The 19,111-nt window shown below is 31.6% G+C and carries 17 protein-coding genes and 1 pseudogene; 17 read left to right on the top strand and 1 reads right to left on the bottom strand.

The features are described from left to right. Positions 1-203: 203 nt before the first annotated feature. From LG276_RS19985 to LG276_RS19940, 10 genes are all read left to right on the top strand, one after another. Positions 204-647, top strand: coding sequence for an HNH endonuclease (locus LG276_RS19985; RefSeq protein WP_404292629.1), 444 nt, complete (start codon positions 204-206; stop codon positions 645-647). A gap of 327 nt (positions 648-974) precedes the next feature. After that, positions 975-1,751, top strand: a complete 777-nt coding sequence (locus LG276_RS19980; RefSeq protein ID WP_404292627.1) for a hypothetical protein — start codon at positions 975-977, stop codon at positions 1,749-1,751. Between the two features lie 161 nt (positions 1,752-1,912). Beyond that, positions 1,913-3,901: an excinuclease ABC subunit C gene (locus LG276_RS19975; RefSeq protein ID WP_404292625.1), complete on the top strand. Its 1,989-nt coding sequence runs from the start codon at positions 1,913-1,915 to the stop codon at positions 3,899-3,901. Positions 3,902-4,507: 606 nt separating this feature from the next. After that, positions 4,508-6,517 carry a hypothetical protein gene (locus LG276_RS19970; RefSeq protein ID WP_404292623.1) on the top strand — a complete coding sequence of 670 codons (2,010 nt, stop codon included), beginning with the start codon at positions 4,508-4,510 and terminating at the stop codon, positions 6,515-6,517. A 580-nt stretch (positions 6,518-7,097) separates the two neighbouring features. After that, a complete protein-coding gene (locus LG276_RS19965) occupies positions 7,098-8,075 on the top strand; it encodes a hypothetical protein (protein WP_404292621.1) in 978 nt (325 codons plus the stop codon). A 250-nt stretch (positions 8,076-8,325) separates the two neighbouring features. After that, complete coding sequence (locus LG276_RS19960) at positions 8,326-8,604, top strand: recombinase family protein (RefSeq protein WP_404292619.1); 279 nt, start codon at positions 8,326-8,328, stop codon at positions 8,602-8,604. Next, complete coding sequence (locus tag LG276_RS19955) at positions 8,585-8,704, top strand: hypothetical protein (protein WP_404292617.1); 120 nt, start codon at positions 8,585-8,587, stop codon at positions 8,702-8,704. Before LG276_RS19960 ends, LG276_RS19955 begins: the two co-directional genes overlap by 20 nt. A gap of 564 nt (positions 8,705-9,268) precedes the next feature. Beyond that, positions 9,269-9,379 (top strand): hypothetical protein, encoded by a 111-nt coding sequence (locus LG276_RS19950; protein ID WP_404294463.1) that lies wholly within the window; start codon positions 9,269-9,271, stop codon positions 9,377-9,379. A 244-nt stretch (positions 9,380-9,623) separates the two neighbouring features. Next, the gene (locus tag LG276_RS19945) at positions 9,624-10,160 is read left to right on the top strand and encodes a recombinase family protein (protein WP_404292615.1); all 537 of its coding nucleotides are present in this window, start codon (positions 9,624-9,626) and stop codon (positions 10,158-10,160) included. Between the two features lie 4 nt (positions 10,161-10,164). Then, positions 10,165-10,884, top strand: coding sequence for an endonuclease/exonuclease/phosphatase family protein (locus LG276_RS19940; RefSeq protein ID WP_404292613.1), 720 nt, complete (start codon positions 10,165-10,167; stop codon positions 10,882-10,884). A 190-nt stretch (positions 10,885-11,074) separates the two neighbouring features. Here LG276_RS19940 and LG276_RS19935 read toward each other — a convergent pair whose 3' ends face one another. Continuing rightward, positions 11,075-11,263, bottom strand: coding sequence for a hypothetical protein (locus LG276_RS19935; protein WP_404292611.1), 189 nt, complete (start codon positions 11,261-11,263; stop codon positions 11,075-11,077). A gap of 265 nt (positions 11,264-11,528) precedes the next feature. Between LG276_RS19935 and LG276_RS19930 the strand changes: the two genes are divergently transcribed. The 7 genes and pseudogenes from LG276_RS19930 to LG276_RS19900 all read left to right on the top strand — a co-directional run bounded on the left by LG276_RS19930 (position 11,529) and on the right by LG276_RS19900 (position 19,111). Next, positions 11,529-12,986 (top strand): hypothetical protein, encoded by a 1,458-nt coding sequence (locus LG276_RS19930; protein WP_404292609.1) that lies wholly within the window; start codon positions 11,529-11,531, stop codon positions 12,984-12,986. Between the two features lie 417 nt (positions 12,987-13,403). Beyond that, a complete protein-coding gene (locus LG276_RS19925; RefSeq protein WP_404292607.1) occupies positions 13,404-15,140 on the top strand; it encodes a DNA/RNA helicase domain-containing protein in 1,737 nt (578 codons plus the stop codon). 37 nt (positions 15,141-15,177) lie between these two features. Beyond that, a complete protein-coding gene (locus tag LG276_RS19920; protein WP_404292605.1) occupies positions 15,178-15,519 on the top strand; it encodes a nucleotide pyrophosphohydrolase in 342 nt (113 codons plus the stop codon). 215 nt (positions 15,520-15,734) lie between these two features. Then, entirely contained in the window at positions 15,735-16,610 is an 876-nt protein-coding gene (locus LG276_RS19915) for a hypothetical protein (RefSeq protein WP_404292603.1), read from the top strand. Positions 16,611-16,852: 242 nt separating this feature from the next. Then, a pseudogene (locus tag LG276_RS19910) lies at positions 16,853-16,966 on the top strand (hypothetical protein); the annotation flags it as partial. A gap of 1,049 nt (positions 16,967-18,015) precedes the next feature. Further along, complete coding sequence (gene secG, locus LG276_RS19905; RefSeq protein ID WP_224937080.1) at positions 18,016-18,249, top strand: preprotein translocase subunit SecG; 234 nt, start codon at positions 18,016-18,018, stop codon at positions 18,247-18,249. 115 nt (positions 18,250-18,364) lie between these two features. Next, positions 18,365-19,111: a carboxylesterase gene (locus tag LG276_RS19900; RefSeq protein ID WP_095371912.1), complete on the top strand. Its 747-nt coding sequence runs from the start codon at positions 18,365-18,367 to the stop codon at positions 19,109-19,111.

Here is a 19,111-nt window from a genome sequence, read left to right as displayed (position 1 = left end):
TCTAATAATACTAATATCAATTATGAACTATAAGAAAATGATAGCTAACTTATAAATTTGTAAAATAGTTCTAAAAAAAGACAAAAAAATTATATCAAAAGAAGAAAGAGAGGATAGAGTAGTAATTGTAATGAGAATGAGAGAATAGATATTGACTACTCGTATAAATGAAAAAAATGTGTTCTAAATGCAAGAGAATAATGGTGAAAGAAGAATTTAGTAGTGATAGAAGCAAAAATGACGGACTTACTAGTGCCTGTAGGGCATGTAATAGTGAGCGTGAGAAAAAACGAAGGGGAAATGGGGGTGATTTCACCCGACAACAAAAGCAAGCAACCTTTGAGAAGTACGGTCGGTTCTGCCAAATCTGTGGGAACATTAGTAATTTAGAAGTAGATCATAGGCTTGCACAGAATATTTCTAAGGCTAATAAAGCAAGTATTGAGGAAAATGCTTGGATTTTATGTAAGGGTTGCAATATTGCTAAAAATACCAAGATTCTAATTGAAGTTATAAAAGAAGTACCAAGAAAGACTCTAGGACCAATGCTATTACCACAGTATGCCAATAGAATTGTAGAAGGTTTCTTCGAAAAGGTAACAATTACTATTGGTGGTAAACAATTTACCGAAGTCAAATTTAAGTAATTGACGCTTATTGGATTTAATGATTAGTACACTCTGAATATAGGTGGGGTTTAAATGTTATATATAAAACCACACCCAAAAACAAGTTAGTTAAAATAAAAATCGCACCTAAAAAATAGGTATCACTATATATTAGATTCTACTAGTAATCTTCTAGTTAATTGGGCGATTTCAGTAGGGGAATAGATAGAAGAAGAATAGATAGAAGATATTATAATAGATGAAATGTAGAGGCACATGGTGGCGTAGCCCCCATGTTACCTCATAAAAAACTCTTTTGCGTTTAGGAGAGAAGATAAATAAATATTCAAGGAGAAAGATTAGCAAATGAGTACAGAGAAAAAATCAACTATAACTCTTGAGAGAGAAGAGTCATTTATCAAGATTTCCAAGTCGTTAATACAAACAAAACAATTAGGTAAGGGTGGTGAAATAGACGTTTACCATTTAGCAATCATAAAGTCTCTAGCTAATAACTTTTGCGGGGCAGCGTATACTGGAGTTACTCATTTAATGAGATTTATTGGTATGAGTACGGAACAAAGTTTAACCAAGGGAAGAACAAAAGAATCCTTACTCAGATTGCAAGAGATGGGACATATCGAAATTTACGAAGATAAAGCGATGGAAAGTATGGTATATGATTTAAAACCTGCTAACAACTACTTTTTCAAACCAACATGTAGGGACGAACAATGGAATTTTGCTAAGGTATTTTACAAGGATATTCAAAAGATTGTTGCAATGAAAAGCGATTATAAGCCAAAGATATTCGCAACTTATCTTAATATGATAGGCAATGTATTTTACAGTGTAAGCAACGTTCCAATTTCATATACTAAAATTGATACAATTGTAAAAGATACAGGAATAAACAGAAAGTCTGTTATAGAATATCTTAAAGCGTTGTATGAAGAGGAAATCCTAAACTTTGTATACTTTCATATCAATAATTCAATTACAAAGAATTACTGTACAAGATGGGTTCATAAAGAACATACTGCTCAATGGGCATTACCGCTTGCGGAATCTCATTACAAGACTGATAAAAGTAAATTTAAAGGTGGAGCGCCTGGAGTATCAGACGAAAGAGGAGTCTCTTAATTGAGGCTCTTCTTTCTCTTGTATCGAAGCAGATAATTGAACAATGAGTCAGAACTTATAACATCGACTTACACAAACTAATAAAACCCGTCTTTTATATTGTTTGTTATAATATCTTTATTGATTGAGATTATACATAAAAAAGTGAAAGGGAGGACTATATGGATAATGTTGTGAAAAAAATCGATAATATAAGAAACAAGGTAAAACAATTAATACAAAAAAATTTAAATAGGGAAGTAACACCAGAAACAAAACATAATATTTCAGGTATTTATATGATTTACATAGACAATTTCTCTTCTGAAAAGATTGTTCCGATTTATATAGGACAAGCAAAAGATATACAAAGAAGATATAAACAACATTTTTCCGAAATTCTTGCTTTAAATAGGCTTTCTTATGATGAGTATAATAAATATTTCTTTTCAAAATCTACATCTTTCTATGAAGGGCATTTTAAAGCATGTAAAATTTTCAAATATATTATAGAAAATAATTGTACTCTACAAGACTTCCATATGGTTATTTTAGAAGAGGTAGAAGAAGAAAATTTAGATGAAAAAGAACAGGAGTACTTTCAAAGATTATTGCCTTCATTTTTTGGCTTTAATCAATTGAATTCTTATCTTAAACGGGTTAAGTTTCGATTTTCAAACTCACAAATGAGCAACTCTGAAATAGATGATTATCTAGGGTTATTACTTGAAGATGTTAACGGTATAAATTCCTATTACAAATATGGATTTACAAGATTCAATTTTGAACATTCCTTACCTAGAGATATTACTTATCTATTGGAAGAAAAAGAGAAAGATAAACTAAATAGTGACATACAATTAAAATATGATGAAGTGAAAATTAAGTTAAATGAATTGTGTAAACGATACATAATTGATTTTGAAGAAATGCAAAGATTGGGCGAAAAGAAAAACAAATTATATAAAGTTTATAAAATCGCTAAAGATGAATATAATCAAGCGTTAGATTTGCTGAAAATAGACATAAGCCAGAAACTTGAAGAACTGAAAATCTACAGTGAGGAAGCAATTACAAATTTTATCTATAGTATAAAATATGAAAATAATCCTGAGTATAGAGAACTCTTTTATACATATCTGAAATCCAAAAAGTGTGATTTGAATTTTTATGAAATTTTTGGTGAACCAATTAAAAACGTGAACAAAAAATTAGAAGATAAGAACAATAAAGATGTTCCTTATCAAGAAGTATTGGATCTATACCTAAAAAGAGAGGATGAAATGAGACCTAAAAGATATAAATTGATATTTCCTTCTTGTCAATTTGAGTCTTTTTCTTTAGGAGACAGGTCTAAAAATTATTCAATAAAAATAAATGAAGATAATGATTTATTAAACACATGTCATATCCAAATAAACATTTCAAATAACGGAGTTAATCGAAGTATTGAAGTCGATAAAGAACCGTTTATTATTAGGTTTGATTATAGTTTCATTGATAATGAAGGAAATAAAACAGAACATGAGTATTACATTGATAATGAAACTACAAGAAATTGTCAGTCTGGAATACAGTATTTCGAGAAAGACTTTTATAATATGTTTGCTTTTAAGAAAGAGAAGTTTAAAATTTCTAGTCTAATAAATAATGAAATAGATAACTCTTATATTTCTATTCAGGCAGAATATAAGCATGGGATAAATGATTACACATTAAAAGATAAAAAGTTGATTAAATTATCGGTTGTTTTGGATGAAATTAAGCAAATGACTGATGAAGAGACTAGATTTAATATTGATGCTTCAGAATCGGCTAATTGCTTAAAAAAATGTATTATAAATGAAAGGCTACAAAATAAACAATTTGTAGAACAGATACTACTTACAAAGAAATTACTTAAACTTAAGAAACGTAAAAAAACTCGAATCAAGAAAGCTAAGGAAATAGTAAATAAATCTGTTTTAGCGGAAAGTAACAAGGTTAAAAGGGCTGAAGTATATAAACAAAAGGTATTAATAAAGTCGGATAGTGCTGTTAAGGTATTAAATTACGTTTCAAGTAGAGAAAAAGTTACTGCACAATGTACGAGTTGCGGATATGAGTGGAAAATACGTAGTGACCATTTATTATCGAGACCTTATTGCCCGTCGTGTAGAAAAAATTATTGATGATGTTGAGTCGGATGCCTTGTAGAGTTTTGATGATGATGGATCAATCATGATTTCTGAAAGCTTAGATGTAGCAACTAAGGTATTTCTAAATATCAATGAAACTATGATTATTACTATTAATGAGAGACAGAAGAAGTATATGAAATGGCATAGAGAGAATTATGTTTCAATGAGAACAATTGGTATAGCAGCGTGTGCAATTTGTTTTATCACAATTTCAATAGGTCGGAGGGAATTGTTATAAGAAAAGACAGTAAGGAAAATTGTCCCTTTGGTAATGCAAGATTACAGGGAGAGGAAATTCCAAAAGAGTCTCAATAAGCTTATGGTAATGCTGCGTATTTTTCCAAAAATCGGAATGTGCGATTAAAAAAAGGATAGAACTGTAAATTGGAAATGTCCAGTTTGCAACGGTGAATGGGAAATAGTTAAATAATAAAGGGAAAAAATTAATGGAACATAAATATAGTTTTCAATTTTGTAATACATTAGGTTAATAAATGAAATTTTGATTTTATTAACAGAATACATTAATTGGTATAATATGTCTTCAATAATTTTATTATTACTTTATATATCTACAAATTAGGGTGGGGTGTTATTATGAATGATTTAATTAATGAGCATTTTGATTTGTTGCACGAGGTGATTTATCTAATTGCCGACGATGTTCCAGATATAAAATTTCCAGTACAAAGAGTTGTTGATTTTTTATTAAGTGAAGGATACACAATAAGTATATCAGAATCCCAAAAAACATCCTTTATCTTATATAAAAATAAAGCTAAAACAAGTGTTACTGAAAATTTTATCTCTTTCGAAAAGCTTGAACAAATTGACAGAGAAAGATACAAACAAAATTTCTATAAATATCTTATATCCCGCTCAAAGATTTTTTACCAATCAGCTTTACAAAATGCAAAAGCGGCTAAAATTAATTTGATTCAAAATCAACGTAGAACTTGTGTAAGCAACATGTATTATTCATTACATAATAGTTTTGCGTCCATGGTAGAATTTTATAAATCAGAAATGTTAATAGACAAAAAAATACTAGAACTTGATAATACAAGTGAAGATGAGACTAAGCTGGAGCATTTTACACCAATAGCTCTTGGTGTATTTATAAATAATATTGACGAAATTCTTAAATCTGGAAAGGAAGACTTTATTTCTAGCAAAGAAATGAATGCAGGTCGTATGAAAAGTTTTGAAAACCCATTTACTTGGATTTTTCCACTTTATTCAAATTTGCTTGAAGAAGAAAAATTTCTTGAGATGGTTGAAACCATGGTAGAATCTTTGGACAAGGTAAATATAGAAAACTTAGGTGTAGATACTTCATCACGACGTTATGGTTTTGAAAATCAACTTAAATCAATCCTAACGAAAATTAGAGAAACTTCAAAAGAGGACAGAATTTCAAAATCCCAAAAATACATATGTATAAATATGGGGGCTTTTTTTGCATATGGGTATATGCTACGGCAATCAGCTGATTATGATTCATTATTTGAGGTGAAAATACCGCACCAAGATATAATAAACTGGACTATAGTTACATCTAACTTTGTTAATTTTGTATCTGAATTCTTATCAGAGACTAATTATGAGAGTAATGAAAGAGTGCAGAAATTGGATGCTGAAAGTTCAACTGAGATTTTGAAAAATTCAGATGATGACTATCAAAATACTGTAATGACAATGACAGGTATAATAATTGATAAAGACTTTAATCTAATCGAAGTAATAAGAAATCTATATTCACAAAAAGGGTATAAGATGATTAACCAAAGAGGAAGGATAACAGAGCTAACTGACTCTACCGATAATACAACTATCTGTAGGATATTGTTTGGTACTCCTTTGGAATGTTTTGTGTCTATGTCTACTCAGGGGTTATTTAGAATAGATATCGTACTTTCAGATACATTGATTGATACACAATTTAATAAAGGAATTAATCAGTTTTATCTAGAAAAGTTAATACACGAAGAAATTATTCAAAAAGACTTGTTATCTGTAGTTTCTAAGAATGCTAATATTGTTAGAGGTATTCCTAGCACACCTCAGTACAATTCTCTAAATTATTTGGACTTAGTATTAGGGATACATGAAAGAATAAAATACGACATGGATGGTAAAATATCAAGATATTTAAGAAGGTATACTGAAAAAATATCAAGTGAAAAATTTATTATTAACAGTGAGTTCTCTATAAATGCTTCAGAAAGGTTTATTAACAGAATTAGACCTGTTAATATTATTGTGCCTAGACTACCGAGAAGAAGAGAAGTAATATCACAAATTGAAAATGGTTCAGTGGAAAAGTTTTTATTCGTATTTTTTTATACTGATAGTGAAATTTCATCTGATACTAAAGAATCTTTTGTAACAAAAATAAGTGAAGAATATCCTCAATTAGATTTTAAAGCAGAGTTTGTCCAAGTTACTGATGTAGAAACACGGCAACTTATTGAAGAGGACTATAGTTATTTTGAAGTGAAAATTCTAAACCTTGTGGAAAAATTCGGAAATAGTCGAACCATGGAGGAATTTAAAGTTCCACAACTAGGAGAAATAATTGAATTGGAAACAGACGAAGAATTTTGATGTTGTTATTAAATAGCGATAGATTAAGGAAATATAAGAAGTAATTATTTTAATAAATTTACTGTCTTTTAGACTAGATGGAAAAATCTAGTCTTTTTTTGAATAAAGTTTGATACTGTTAGATTGTTCTTATACGGTTTACGATAATAAACATTTTACAGTTTTCTTATGTTTGGTTTGTTACTGATTGTCTGTTACTTAAAAATTAGAATTACGCTAGTTTATTGAAACAAGAAGTTAACCTAGTAAAGACGCTCTTATTGGATATTGGAGCGGATGAAAGGAACATTGGTGTAAACCTAAAACATGTCAGCACAATAACTAATAAAACTGTGATTTTATAAAGAGAGAAATCCCTTGCCCCTGCTGTAAATTGAAAAGAATGATTGGTCTTAGTGGAACGAAGTGTCATTTCAGCGACACTCTGTTCCTCGGCACTTGGTAAATGTAGTGTAATTCTATATTAGTTTGATATTTCTAGGATAATTAAAACATCTTGTACTAAAATATTGAAAATGGTAAAATTTACTAATATTATGTTGTGAGAAAAATCATAAAAAACTGTGAAAGAGGGAAAAGTATGAAATATAGATTTATTACTGTACTTCATAGAATGAAGTTAGAAACTATAAAAAACAAAGGAACTGAACTATTCTCAGGTGCTAGAATTTCAAATGGTTCTCAAGTCTTAACGGAAACGTTAGAAACAAGATTAATGAGTGGTACCCTTGGTGTTCACTCAATAAATGAATTTGAAAATAGCGTTTATGTCTATATTGATGGTGAATTTAGTGAAATACATACACAAGATAAAATGGATGAAATTGGAACAAAATATACCTTCATATTTCTAAGACAAATTCAAGAATTTATTCATTGTCTCTGGGAAATAAAAGATAATAATGTTTATGTAAGAGATGGTTTTTTACTAGCATATAACAAACATTTTGAGGATGGATGTACTTACAAAGCATCATTATCGGAAATTTATAGCTATTCCACTGATGAACTAAAAGAATCAATATTCTCAGATTCTGAAATACATACAGCTATTCACAATTTTGTTCCCTCTACTATAGAAGAATTGGACGAAGAAGATACTTTTGGTGGTCAGTTACCAAATTCTAATCACTTATTCAAAGTTAATAATTCTAATAGAATGGGCAGAGCAATCTACTTTACAGCAGGTGCGAGAAGAAGTGCTATTTTGCCAATGAAAATAGTATCATATTGTAATGCCCTGGAGTGTTTATTTACAATTGGAACATCAGAGGTTAATCATAAAATAGCTGAACGAGTTGCGATAATGCTAGGAACTTCAAAAGAATCTAAGAAAGATTTATTTAAACTTATCAAAAATGCGTATAATTACCGCTCTACGTTAGTACATGGTCAACATCTTAAGGGGTCGGAGGAAAATTTGGTTTCTATTTCAAAAGGATTAGATGATGTTCTTAGAAACTTGACTGTAGCTAAACACGAGATATTCTCTAAGAGTGATAAAGAAATGGAGGCATTTTTTCTAGAATTGCTATTTACTCATCACTCTGGAGATTAACATGAATAACTAGCTTCGCAAGAATGATGAAGAAATTAGGGAATTCTCCAAGTTCTTTTAATTGTCAATTTTAATAAGATTTCCTGAGAGATTTGTATAACCATTCTTTTAAATGTTTTGCACCATAGACAGAACCCTTAATCAGAAGCATAGAAAGTTACGAGAACACACACCCTCAGACGCTCAGTATGGTGGAATGGTGGCAAGGCAAATTGATACTATGAAAGCTGAGGGCATTGGATAACGTGATATGTTTATCGATAAGGCAAATGGAAAAGACTTTGACCGTCCGAAGTATCAATTACTTAAGCAGATGGTTCGTGATGGGGATATAGTCGTGTTTGATTCTATCACCCGAATGGGTCTAAATATGAATGAGACAATGAGTGAGTATGATTGGTTTGTTAAAAATGGAGTGCAATTGTGTTTCGTAAAAGAACCAATGATTAACACGAGCAATGAGCAGGACGACGTTATGAAAACAAGCTATTCAAAAAATCATTCTGACATTGCTAACGGCATTTGCTGAGAGGGAAAGAGATGAAATTAAGTCAAGGAAATCTGAAGGCATAGCAGTTGCAAGGAAGATGGGGGGGCAAGTTTGGTCGTCCTGCTGTAGCGATCCCTAAGGAGTGGGAAAAGAGATGAACCTGCTAGTTTGTTGCTAGAAATACTAAAAAAAGAAAAAGAAAAACTGTTAAGGATAAAGTAATTAACAGTGAAAAAGTATTAACACCTATTACTGATGAAGAAATACCATTTGAAATTCCCATTCATGGGTATGAGTAAAGGCGGCGCAAGAACTCTTAGATGTTAGAGATGGTACTCATGATACACTAAATATGTAAATGATAGCATTCCTTTAGTTACAAGTAAGCATTAAAAGGATGGAAACCTAGTTTTGATGATATAAAATTTATTATCGAAGAAGATCATATTAAAATAGAACAGCGTTCAAAAGTTGAGGATAATGACATATTATTTGCAATGATTGGTAGTATTGGTAATGCGGTTTTAGTGAAGAAAGACATTAGTTTTAGTATAAAAAATGTCGCCTTATTTAAACAGTATCCTAGTAAAAGCATATATATGCCATTTATCTATCATTTATTGAACTATTTTGAGGATGTTATGCGTAAAAAGCATCTGGTGGAGTAAAGTCATTTGTATTTTTAACTTTATTAAGGAATTTAATTATTCCTCTTCCACCACTAGAAGAACAGAAACATATAGTGTGTAAAATTGAAGAGATGCTTGAACTAACCAAAAGAATGAAAAATAGTATAAATGTCAATATTCAATAAGATAAAAAACAGCCCTCCATATTAAAAGGGCTGTTTTTTTGTTTTCTATCAACTTAGATCACCAGTGTATCATTTGAGTACACCCAATTGAAACATATACTTGACTCAGTATTATAGCTACTTCATGATGTATCATAAATAATGAAGAATAGGTGATAGAACATGAGGTATGGTTAGGTAGAGTTTCATCAATTGGACAGAATTTGACAGCGCAGATGAATCAATAAAAGACAGTGGTTGTGAAGTGATATATAAGGAGAAGGTCAGTGGAAGAGAGAGGAATAACAGAGAGGAGTTTAATAAACTACTTGGGATAGTCCAAGATGGTGACACTATAGTTGTTACGAAATTAGACAAATTCGCTAGAAGTACACGAGATGCATTAAGTACAATTGAATTACTTAACGAAAAGAATGTAAGTCTGATTGTCTTGAATATGAGTGGTGATAAAGTTGATATCCCTACAGCTATTGGTAAGTTAATGATAACTGTCTTAAGTGGTATTACTGAATTTGAAGCGGACATGATCAAGGAAAGACAATTGGAAGGTATTGAGTTAGCGAAGGAAAGAGGTGTTTATAAAGGAAGACCTAATAAATACACTGATAGGCACAGAGGTCTTCAACATGCTCTAGATTTGTTCCATAATAGAAATACTAATAAGCTGACTGTCAATGAGATAACTGATATAACCAAGATAAGGGCAGAGCAACTTTATATAGAGCAGTTAAGAAACAATAGAAGAGTGGAGTTTGATTTAAAACATGGAATGGAGGAATAGGAAGTTGAAGATATTAACATGGAATATAAATAAAGGTGGGTCACTTCAACGTATTAATAGCATAGTGCAACAAATAAACAAGCACTCAGCTGATATTGTTTTACTTTGTGAATACTGGAGTGGAGAAAAGGGTGAGGAACTCAAGAAACAGTTAAGGGAATGTGGATATGAATATGTCGTTACCAGTAATGGTGAAGCAAAACAAAACCACCTACTATTTGCTTCTCGTTATCCCTTTGAAGTACTTCCATCTTCCTATCAAAGAGAAAAAAATAAGGAACGGTGGCTTGAGATTAAGTTGATTCAGCAGGACTTGCATATTGTGGGTATACATATCCCTACCAAAAAGGATAAACAAGGAAAAAAGGATTTTTGGATAGAAGTGAATGAATTTGCAAGAAAGAATGTTAATAATAAAGCTATAATCCTAGGGGATTACAATACAGGTTTGCCAGAAGATGCGGGAGGTGCCCCTTTTTATGGTATGGAATACATGAGAAATTTGCTAGATTTAGGTTGGATAGATACATGGAGATACACTCATGGTAACTTTAATGGATATTCGTGGTATAGCATAAAGGGGAACGGTTTTAGGATTGATCACGTTTTTACATCACCTATTTTACATGAAAAGATACTAGAATCGTATTTTTCACATCAAGAACGTATTAGTAAAATATCAGACCATTCTGTTTTGATCGTAGAGCTTGCAATTGAGCCTTAATTCAGCTATTCTGATCACCTTTTTATTATTTTCTTCGTATTGGAAAAGGTGAGGGGGTATTTTACACATTATTTACCCCCGCATATCAAGGGGGAGTACATAGTTGGTATATACACACGTCACAAAAAGTTTAATGTTTCCCAAGCGAAGCTAAATGCTCGTCACTCTGGAAATACATAAAATCTGGTGATTAATCTCTCTGCCACTCTTGGTTACAATCTGGACATTGCCATTTAATAATCCTATCAGCTGCCATATATGTGATTCCGATTTTTCTTGTGAAATGAGTTGCACCATATGCTTTCTGCGATGCTATTGGAATAGGTTCTCCTTGTAAATTAGCATTGCAATACGGACAAAATTCTTTACGATTTATCATCAAACCACTCCTTCTAAACAAATCCTATGCTCTTATTCAAATTTAGCATATTTAAGTAAAATTTAATTAACTAAAAAATGGATTAATTGTAATCGGTATTACTTAATGAAATATCGATATTCATTGTTTCATTATAAGAATGTTTTCCGTTGAACATTCTTTACTACATCTTTAGGTAATAGAAATAACCTCATTATACCTTATCTTACAAAAAATGTTGTAAAATATATTGTAAGCTAAGGTGATAAATGGGGAGGGTTACAAGATGAAAATTAGTGAAATATTTAATTTAGAGAAAAGTCAAAGAGAACTAGATTTTGTTGATATTGATATTGAAACAGATCTGCCTCTCTTTTTAGATCCATATCATTTATCTTTAAAGGTTGATGTGTGGTCTATAGATGCCCATCGTACAATACAAAACTTCTTTCATTATGTAATTAATTTATATAAGGCAGGAAGGCGAGTAGAAGCAAAAAAACTCTTTTTTAACTTAAGTGAACCGAATGAAACATGTTTAGGGGTATCTAATGGAAAGCCAAGAGGAAGAGGGGTAGGTACAAATGAAGCAGTAGAAATTTTTGATAATATAACATCAAGTCAGGCAATTGAACATGGTTTAGTTGGTCATTTAGAAGATATGGTCATTTTTGTTGATAACGTTGGAAAGGATAAAATTTCTGACTTAATTACTAACGTTATAAGGAAACAGCTTATTGAATATACTCAAACTCAATGTGAATTACATGGAATTCCTTTAACAAAAGAAGTTCCTTCGGGATACTTTTGGGACTCGAGTGTACGTAAATGGAATAACATTCATACTGAAATGCTAGTAGTAGAAGAGAAAAAAATAATTTTAGTTCCGAAGAGTATAGTAACCTTTTCTTATAAATACACACCAGAAAGATATTGTCAACATTTTGTTTTGAATTTTTTGCAAAATGAACATATTCGAATCAATTCCTCGTTAGTTCAAAGAAAAAAACTAAAAAATGGTACAGAGAAAGTATGGGTTACAAAAAAAGATATTGCGGAGGCAGAAAAAACTTTTAGGAAAGAATATCTTAGAGAATTTACTAAGCAACACCCTGACATATTTGAGAATTTTAGATCCTCAACAAAAAATGAGGTTGAACCTCTTACACACGATCAATTAGAAATAGATGATGCATTTGATGAAATTGAATTCATTGATATATTGATAGATAGATTGAACAAGATACCGACTGGCGCAAAACATGCAGGAGAGTATCATAGACATATACTAGGAATAATGGAATTTATTTTTTATCCCAATCTAACTCGCCCAATAATTGAGCAAGAGATACATCAAGGTAGAAAGAGGATAGATATTAGCTTTGATAACTCAGCTACTACGGGTTTTTTTAATCAGTTACATGCCACCAAGGATATTCCAAGTCAATTTATCTTTGTTGAAGTGAAAAATTATTCTTCAGAGGTTTCAAATCCAGAATTGGACCAGCTTTCGGGTAGATTTTCTCCTAATAGAGGAAAGTTTGGAATTCTGGTTTGTAGAAGGATAGATAATATGGAGAAATTTTTAGAAAGATGTGCTGATACATATCACGATCAAAGAGGCTTAGTTATTCCTTTGGTGGATGAAGATTTTGTTTATCTATTAAATGAAATGAAGAATGAAGTAAAACACCCTGAGGAAGGATTGTTATCCGAAAGGTTAAGGAAGATTATCATGAGGTAGCAATATTATAAGAGCGCTGTTTCCATAAGTACTCTGTTCGATGCTCCTGCAATTAGTGTTAAAAATCAGTACGGGTAAATATTGAAAAAATGCATAAATATATAATTTTTCCCAATCCTGAGTAGCCTTACCAACGGAGTTTGGCTTAGTACCTAATAATTTTATAGGACAAATAAAGAAATTGTTAACAGTTGTTTCTTTATATAAAATTTGTTTAGCACGAGGTATTGGCGTTGGAGATCTTTCAACAAATAAAGATATAAGAATGTTCATAAAGATATACTTATTTATCTATCCTTTATAAGGGCTGTTCCATTCATTAGATAAGTAGTCCTATATAATGAAATAAGAGTTTATTCTTTGTTTTCATAGTGGATTGAAGCCAAATAGTAATAGCTTAATAGGAGGGGGATGTTAATGAATTATAATATTTTTGATTTTTCATTAGAAATAAACCAAACAATTGTTCACCAAATGTGTATTCGAAATCTGTCAAATATTGAACGTAGAGTTTTAAAAGATTCATTTGTAACGTACATATATTTCAATTTGGTGAAGGGAAATGTATATATAGGAGAGACAAAGGATTTTTGTACAAGACATGATCAACATATGAGAGAAAATCATTTCTTGGATGGAATGTTTGATAGATGTATTGTCATTTATAATGCTTCAAATTTTACTGAATCACATGTAAAAGATCTAGAATTCATGCTTATCAATCATATATTTGCTGAGATAGATGAAACGAATTTTAATTTATTAAATCGAAATAATGGTCAGGTTCAGCCAATATACAATGGTCATAATGAAATGGTGCAGATTTTTGTAAAACTTTGGGAGAAGGAGTTATTTGAAAAAGATTTAGTATTTACAAGAAAGTTGTCAAAGATTAGAAATAAGATTTTATTTAAGTATTCACCTTTTAAGCAATTAAGTCAGCAACAATTAAAGTGTGAAGAAGAAATTATTAAAAGTATACATAATAAACACATCGTAATAGGGGGAGCGGGAACAGGGAAAAGCATCTTATTAATGTCATTAATGTATAAGTTGATAAATGAAAATCCTAATTTAAGAATAGGAATTGTAACTACTGGGAATTTAACAGATAAATTTAACAGGGTGTTAAAGCAATTAAACTTAGCTGGAAAATTGAAATTTGAAAGGGCAGGTCAGTTAATTAACAGAGCTAAACAAGAAAAAATTGTATTTGACCTTATACTAGTAGATGAATCACACCGTCTACAACGTTATTATCCCAAAGGTCACCCAGCAACTAAAAAACATTTTAATAAAAATGAGCCTAGCATCAATGAATTGCACCTTCTAGAAGAAATATCAAAAGGTATTGTGTTATTTTATGATCAGTTCCAATCTATACGACCACAAGATATACTTCGGAAAGAGTTTAAGGAACAAACTGAATCATATGATGAAAATTACTTAAAGCAACAGTTTCGAATTAAAAGTAATATTATTAATAATGAGGAGTTTGATGGAGCAAGTTTTGTGAAGGGGATATTGTATGCTTTAAATATTACAAATAAACGTGATTTTGATCCTTCTGTATTCAAGTATAAAAATAAAGACTCTTATTTCCAGATTGTTAATTCTATTAGTGAACTATTTACTTTTACTAATGAAATGGAAGTGCTTCACGGTAATACAACTAATCGAGTTATTGCTGGTTATACGAAGGAATGGAGGTCAAATCCGAGGTCTAGACAAAATAAAGGGATAGAGAGGACTCAATTGCCGTTTGATTGGATAGAAGGCTTAACAGGATGGCATTGGAATAGTCAGCATGAAAAATGGGTTGAACTAGAGAGTTCTAAAAAGGAGATAGGATCAATTCATGCAATACAAGGTGCAGATATTGATTATGTTGGGGTTATTATTGGTAATGATATAACAGTTAACGATAAGGGGAGTATTGTCGGCGTAAAAGAAAATTATAAAGACACAGGTGGAACACCTTTAATAGAAGGGTTTAATGAAGAGGAGTTTACAGACTATATATTAAATATCTATTACATTCTACTTACTAGAGGTATTGAAGGTTGTAAAGTATACTTCGAAGACTCAAAGGTTAGGGAGCTTTTTGTAACGAAAATTTCTGAAGGAATGTCTACTTCTAAGATATCTTCTTAAATACAAATATGATTGAATTAAGGGGGATGATGTATGAATGGAAATTAAGGAACTAACGAAAAAAGTGATTCGTTTTAGAGATGAACGTAATTGGAAACAATTTCACAATCCTAAAGATCTAGCTTTATCTCTATCACTAGAAGCTAGTGAATTGCTTGAAAATTTTCAATGGAAAGAGAGCGATGAAGCTATTTTAGAGAATAAAGATAAAATAGAAGAAGAGCTTGCTGATGTACTTATATATTCCATGTTAATAGCGAATGAGTTGGAGTTAGATATAGATAATATTGTAAATAATAAATTACAAAAGAACGAAATGAAATATCCTGTTAATAAAGCTTATGGAAATAAATCGAAATACACAGATTTATCAAAGTGAATTATGAGTAAAATAATTTATTTTACTTGAGGGAAAAGAGAGTAGAGGGGTTTCCTTAACAAAAATTAGGAGACGTAATACGTCTCTTTTTTTACGATTTTAGTAATAGTATAATATGCATAGTGCGAAATTTGTAACAAAATATTGAGAAAATTGTGTTGATTTTTAGTATAATGGTATTATATTCCTAATTAGATAAAGAGAGGTGTAGTAATTTGGTTAGTATCTATGAAGCCTATTATAGAAATGACGATAAGCAGGAATTAGTTGATATTAATAACATAACAGTAGATGATTATAATAATATGTACAAAGGTCATCTTTTTTGTACAACAACAAATTGCACAGCTAAACTTTCATATGTCACTAGAGATAATAATACTAATCATTTTAGGACTTGGAGGGAGAGTCCCCATATAGAAGCATGTATTTATTTTTTTGAAAAAACAAAGTCTCGTGAAGGAAGAAGAACAGAAGGAGAAGTCACTGGTACAGCAAGTGATGAAAGGATAAAAAGATCTCTTAGAGAGGCTTTTGCATTAGAGATGTTGTCTGAAGCAGAAAGAAATAAACGCTTGGAAAGGGATAGGGAGAAGAGAAGAACTAGGAGAGAAAGAGAAAGAATAAGAGGTACTAGAGATTTCTCCCCTGTCCATAGAATAGTAACAAATCCAGATGAAATAAACGAGACTACCTTATCCGATGGATTTCGATTATTTAAGAAAAATGCTGATGCATTGCAAGAAAGAGATATAGGTCAAACTAGAACAGTTACTGGAATACTTAAGAACGTAGTAATAAATAATAGTACTAATAGTACTGTAGACATTGAGAAAAACAATATTAAAGTCCGTATTAAATTCGAAGAAGCATTTTTTGCTTCAAATAACCGCTTTATTGGAATATTTCACTTCTTAGAAAGATATTTTAAAGAGAATAATGGTCTAGTATTTTCTGCTACTGGGGAAGTAAGGTATAACCAAAAATCTAATCAATATGAAATAGTAGTATTTAATAGTGTAGGATTTTTAGTACATGGTAAATCATTAGAAAGTATAGCTGCCGAATACTCAATAATGGATAATGAATGATAATCCATTGTCGACCCTGCATCAAGAAGGTTTTGTTAATAAATGGAATTCGACGTTTCTTACACATTGTAAGGAACGTTTTTTGTTATTCAAGGAAATAATAAAGCCTTTAAAATATATTTGCTTGTACATTGATTCGATTGTCATATAATGATATATTTGAACTATGTAATACCATCAGATATAAATAGGAAGAAATACGTTTTTTGTTGTTGATTTAATTATGTTATTATAAAAAAATTATGAGCCGTACAGATCGTATCGCTAAATACAACCAGCTTCTTCGCATCGAAGATGAGCTTGGTGATTTAGCTGTGTATGATGGATTGAAATCTTTTTATAACTTGAGTAAATAATGTCTTTAAAAACAAACATCATTTTGTAAATGGTGTTTGTTTTTTTAGGCTATGTTGGTTTTAAGAGATGTGTGAGCTTCGTAGTGGAAATACGCGTAAATACATGGCGGGAAAAATAAGGAATTGTAAACAAAACCAAAAGCCCTGACTCGTTTATTATGGACTTGTGTCAAATTTTTGGATTTACTTTGAATGCTGACTCGTTAATCAAGGAATCGCGTCAAATTGTCGGGTTCCCTTCGGATGCTGACTCGTTAATCAGGTAAACGCGTCAAATTTTTGGATTCCCATCGGATTTTGACTCGTTTATCAGGTAATCGCGTCAAATTTTTGGGTTCCCATCAGATGCTGACTCGTTAATCAAGGAAGCGCGTCAAATTGTCGGGTTCCCATCGGATGCTGACTCGTTAATCAAGGAAGCGCGTCAAATTTTTGGATTCCCTTCGGATTTTGACTCGTTTATCAGGTAATCGCGTCAAATTTTTGGATTCCCATCGAATGCTGACTCGATAATCAAGGAAACGCGTCAAATTTTTGGGTGCACTTCGGATTCTGACTCGTTAATCAAGGAAACGCGTCAAATTTTTGGATGCTCATCGGATGCTGACTCGATAATCAAGGAATCGAGTCAAATTGTCGGATTCCCTTCAAATACTGACTCGATAATCAAGGAAACGCGTCAAATTGTCGGATTCCCATCGAATACTGACTCGATAATCAAGGAAACGCGTCAAATTTTTGAATCCCCTTCGAATTTTGATTCATTTATCACGAAAACACATCAAATTTTTGGATCCTCTTCTTAGTATACTTTGAAAAGAAAGGTCAAAAATACAGAAATATACATAATAGAGACTTTCCTAAAAAGCGGCTAATCACATCGTACAAAAATATGATCATCGTTTTTGTGAATAATTTGTAGTGTGAGCATCTAGGCATGCGGGCATGAACTTGACATTTCATGATAGATTAACTTGTCTGTACATAGTAAATATGCTAAAATTTGAGTATTAATATTGTACGTAAATGGTTGATATGGAGGTGCCCACATGCATACACTTTTAATTACACTGCTAATCATTGTGTCTATCGGTTTAATTGCCGTTGTGTTACTTCAATCTGGAAAAAGTGCAGGTCTTTCAGGTGCGATTTCTGGTGGAGCGGAGCAACTTTTTGGGAAACAAAAAGCACGCGGCTTAGATTTGATTTTACATCGTTTGACGATTGTTTTAGCTGTTTTATTCTTTATTTTAACAATCGCAGTTTCTTATTTTGCTCTATAAATAGAGACGAACAATGCAATGCCTGGCCTCAACGAAAGGTCGGGTTTTTATTTTGCCTATTACAGGGAAAACTAATCATGTTAAACAAACGTTTGATTGAAAGGAAGTATACATAATGAAAGTAGTTCAACCCAAACCATTCACATTTGGAGACGGTAAACGAGCAGTATTATTATTACATGGGTTTACTGGTAATACAGCAGATGTCCGCATGATGGCAAGATTCCTAGAAGGGAAAGGTTATACTTGTCATGCGCCATTATATAAAGGCCATGGCGTCCCGCCGGAAGAACTTGTCCATACGGGACCAGAAGATTGGTGGCAAGACGTCATGAATGGTTATCAACACCTAAAGGAAATGGGCCATGAAGAAATCGCGATTGCCGGCTTATCTCTTGGTGGGGTATTTTCCTTGAAATTAGGTTACACTGTACCTGTAAAGGGTATTATAACCATGTGTGCACCTATGCATATTAAGTCTGAAGAAGTGATGTACGATAATGTCGTTGATTATGCCCGACAATATAAGAAGCTAGAAGGAAAATCACCCGAACAAATTGAAGAAGAAGTAGCTAAGTTTAAAGAAACACCAATGAACACATTAAAGGCATTACAAGCATTAATTGCAGATGTCCGTCATAATGTGGATATGATTTATTCTCCGACTTTTGTTGTGCAATCAAGAGAAGATCATATGATTAATACTGAAAGCGCGAATATTATATACAATGAAGTAGAAAATGATCAAAAACAGATTAAATGGTATGAAGAATCCGGTCATGTCATTACACTTGATAAGGAAAGAGATCAGCTGCATGAAGATGTGTATCAATTTTTAGAGCAGCTTGATTGGCAAGTGTAA

Origin of the sequence: Cytobacillus kochii, from assembly GCF_044790165.1 — a bacterium.
Classification (GTDB): Bacteria; Bacillota; Bacilli; order Bacillales; family Cytobacillaceae; genus Cytobacillus; species Cytobacillus kochii.
This window is presented reverse-complemented; position numbering and strand designations above follow the sequence as displayed.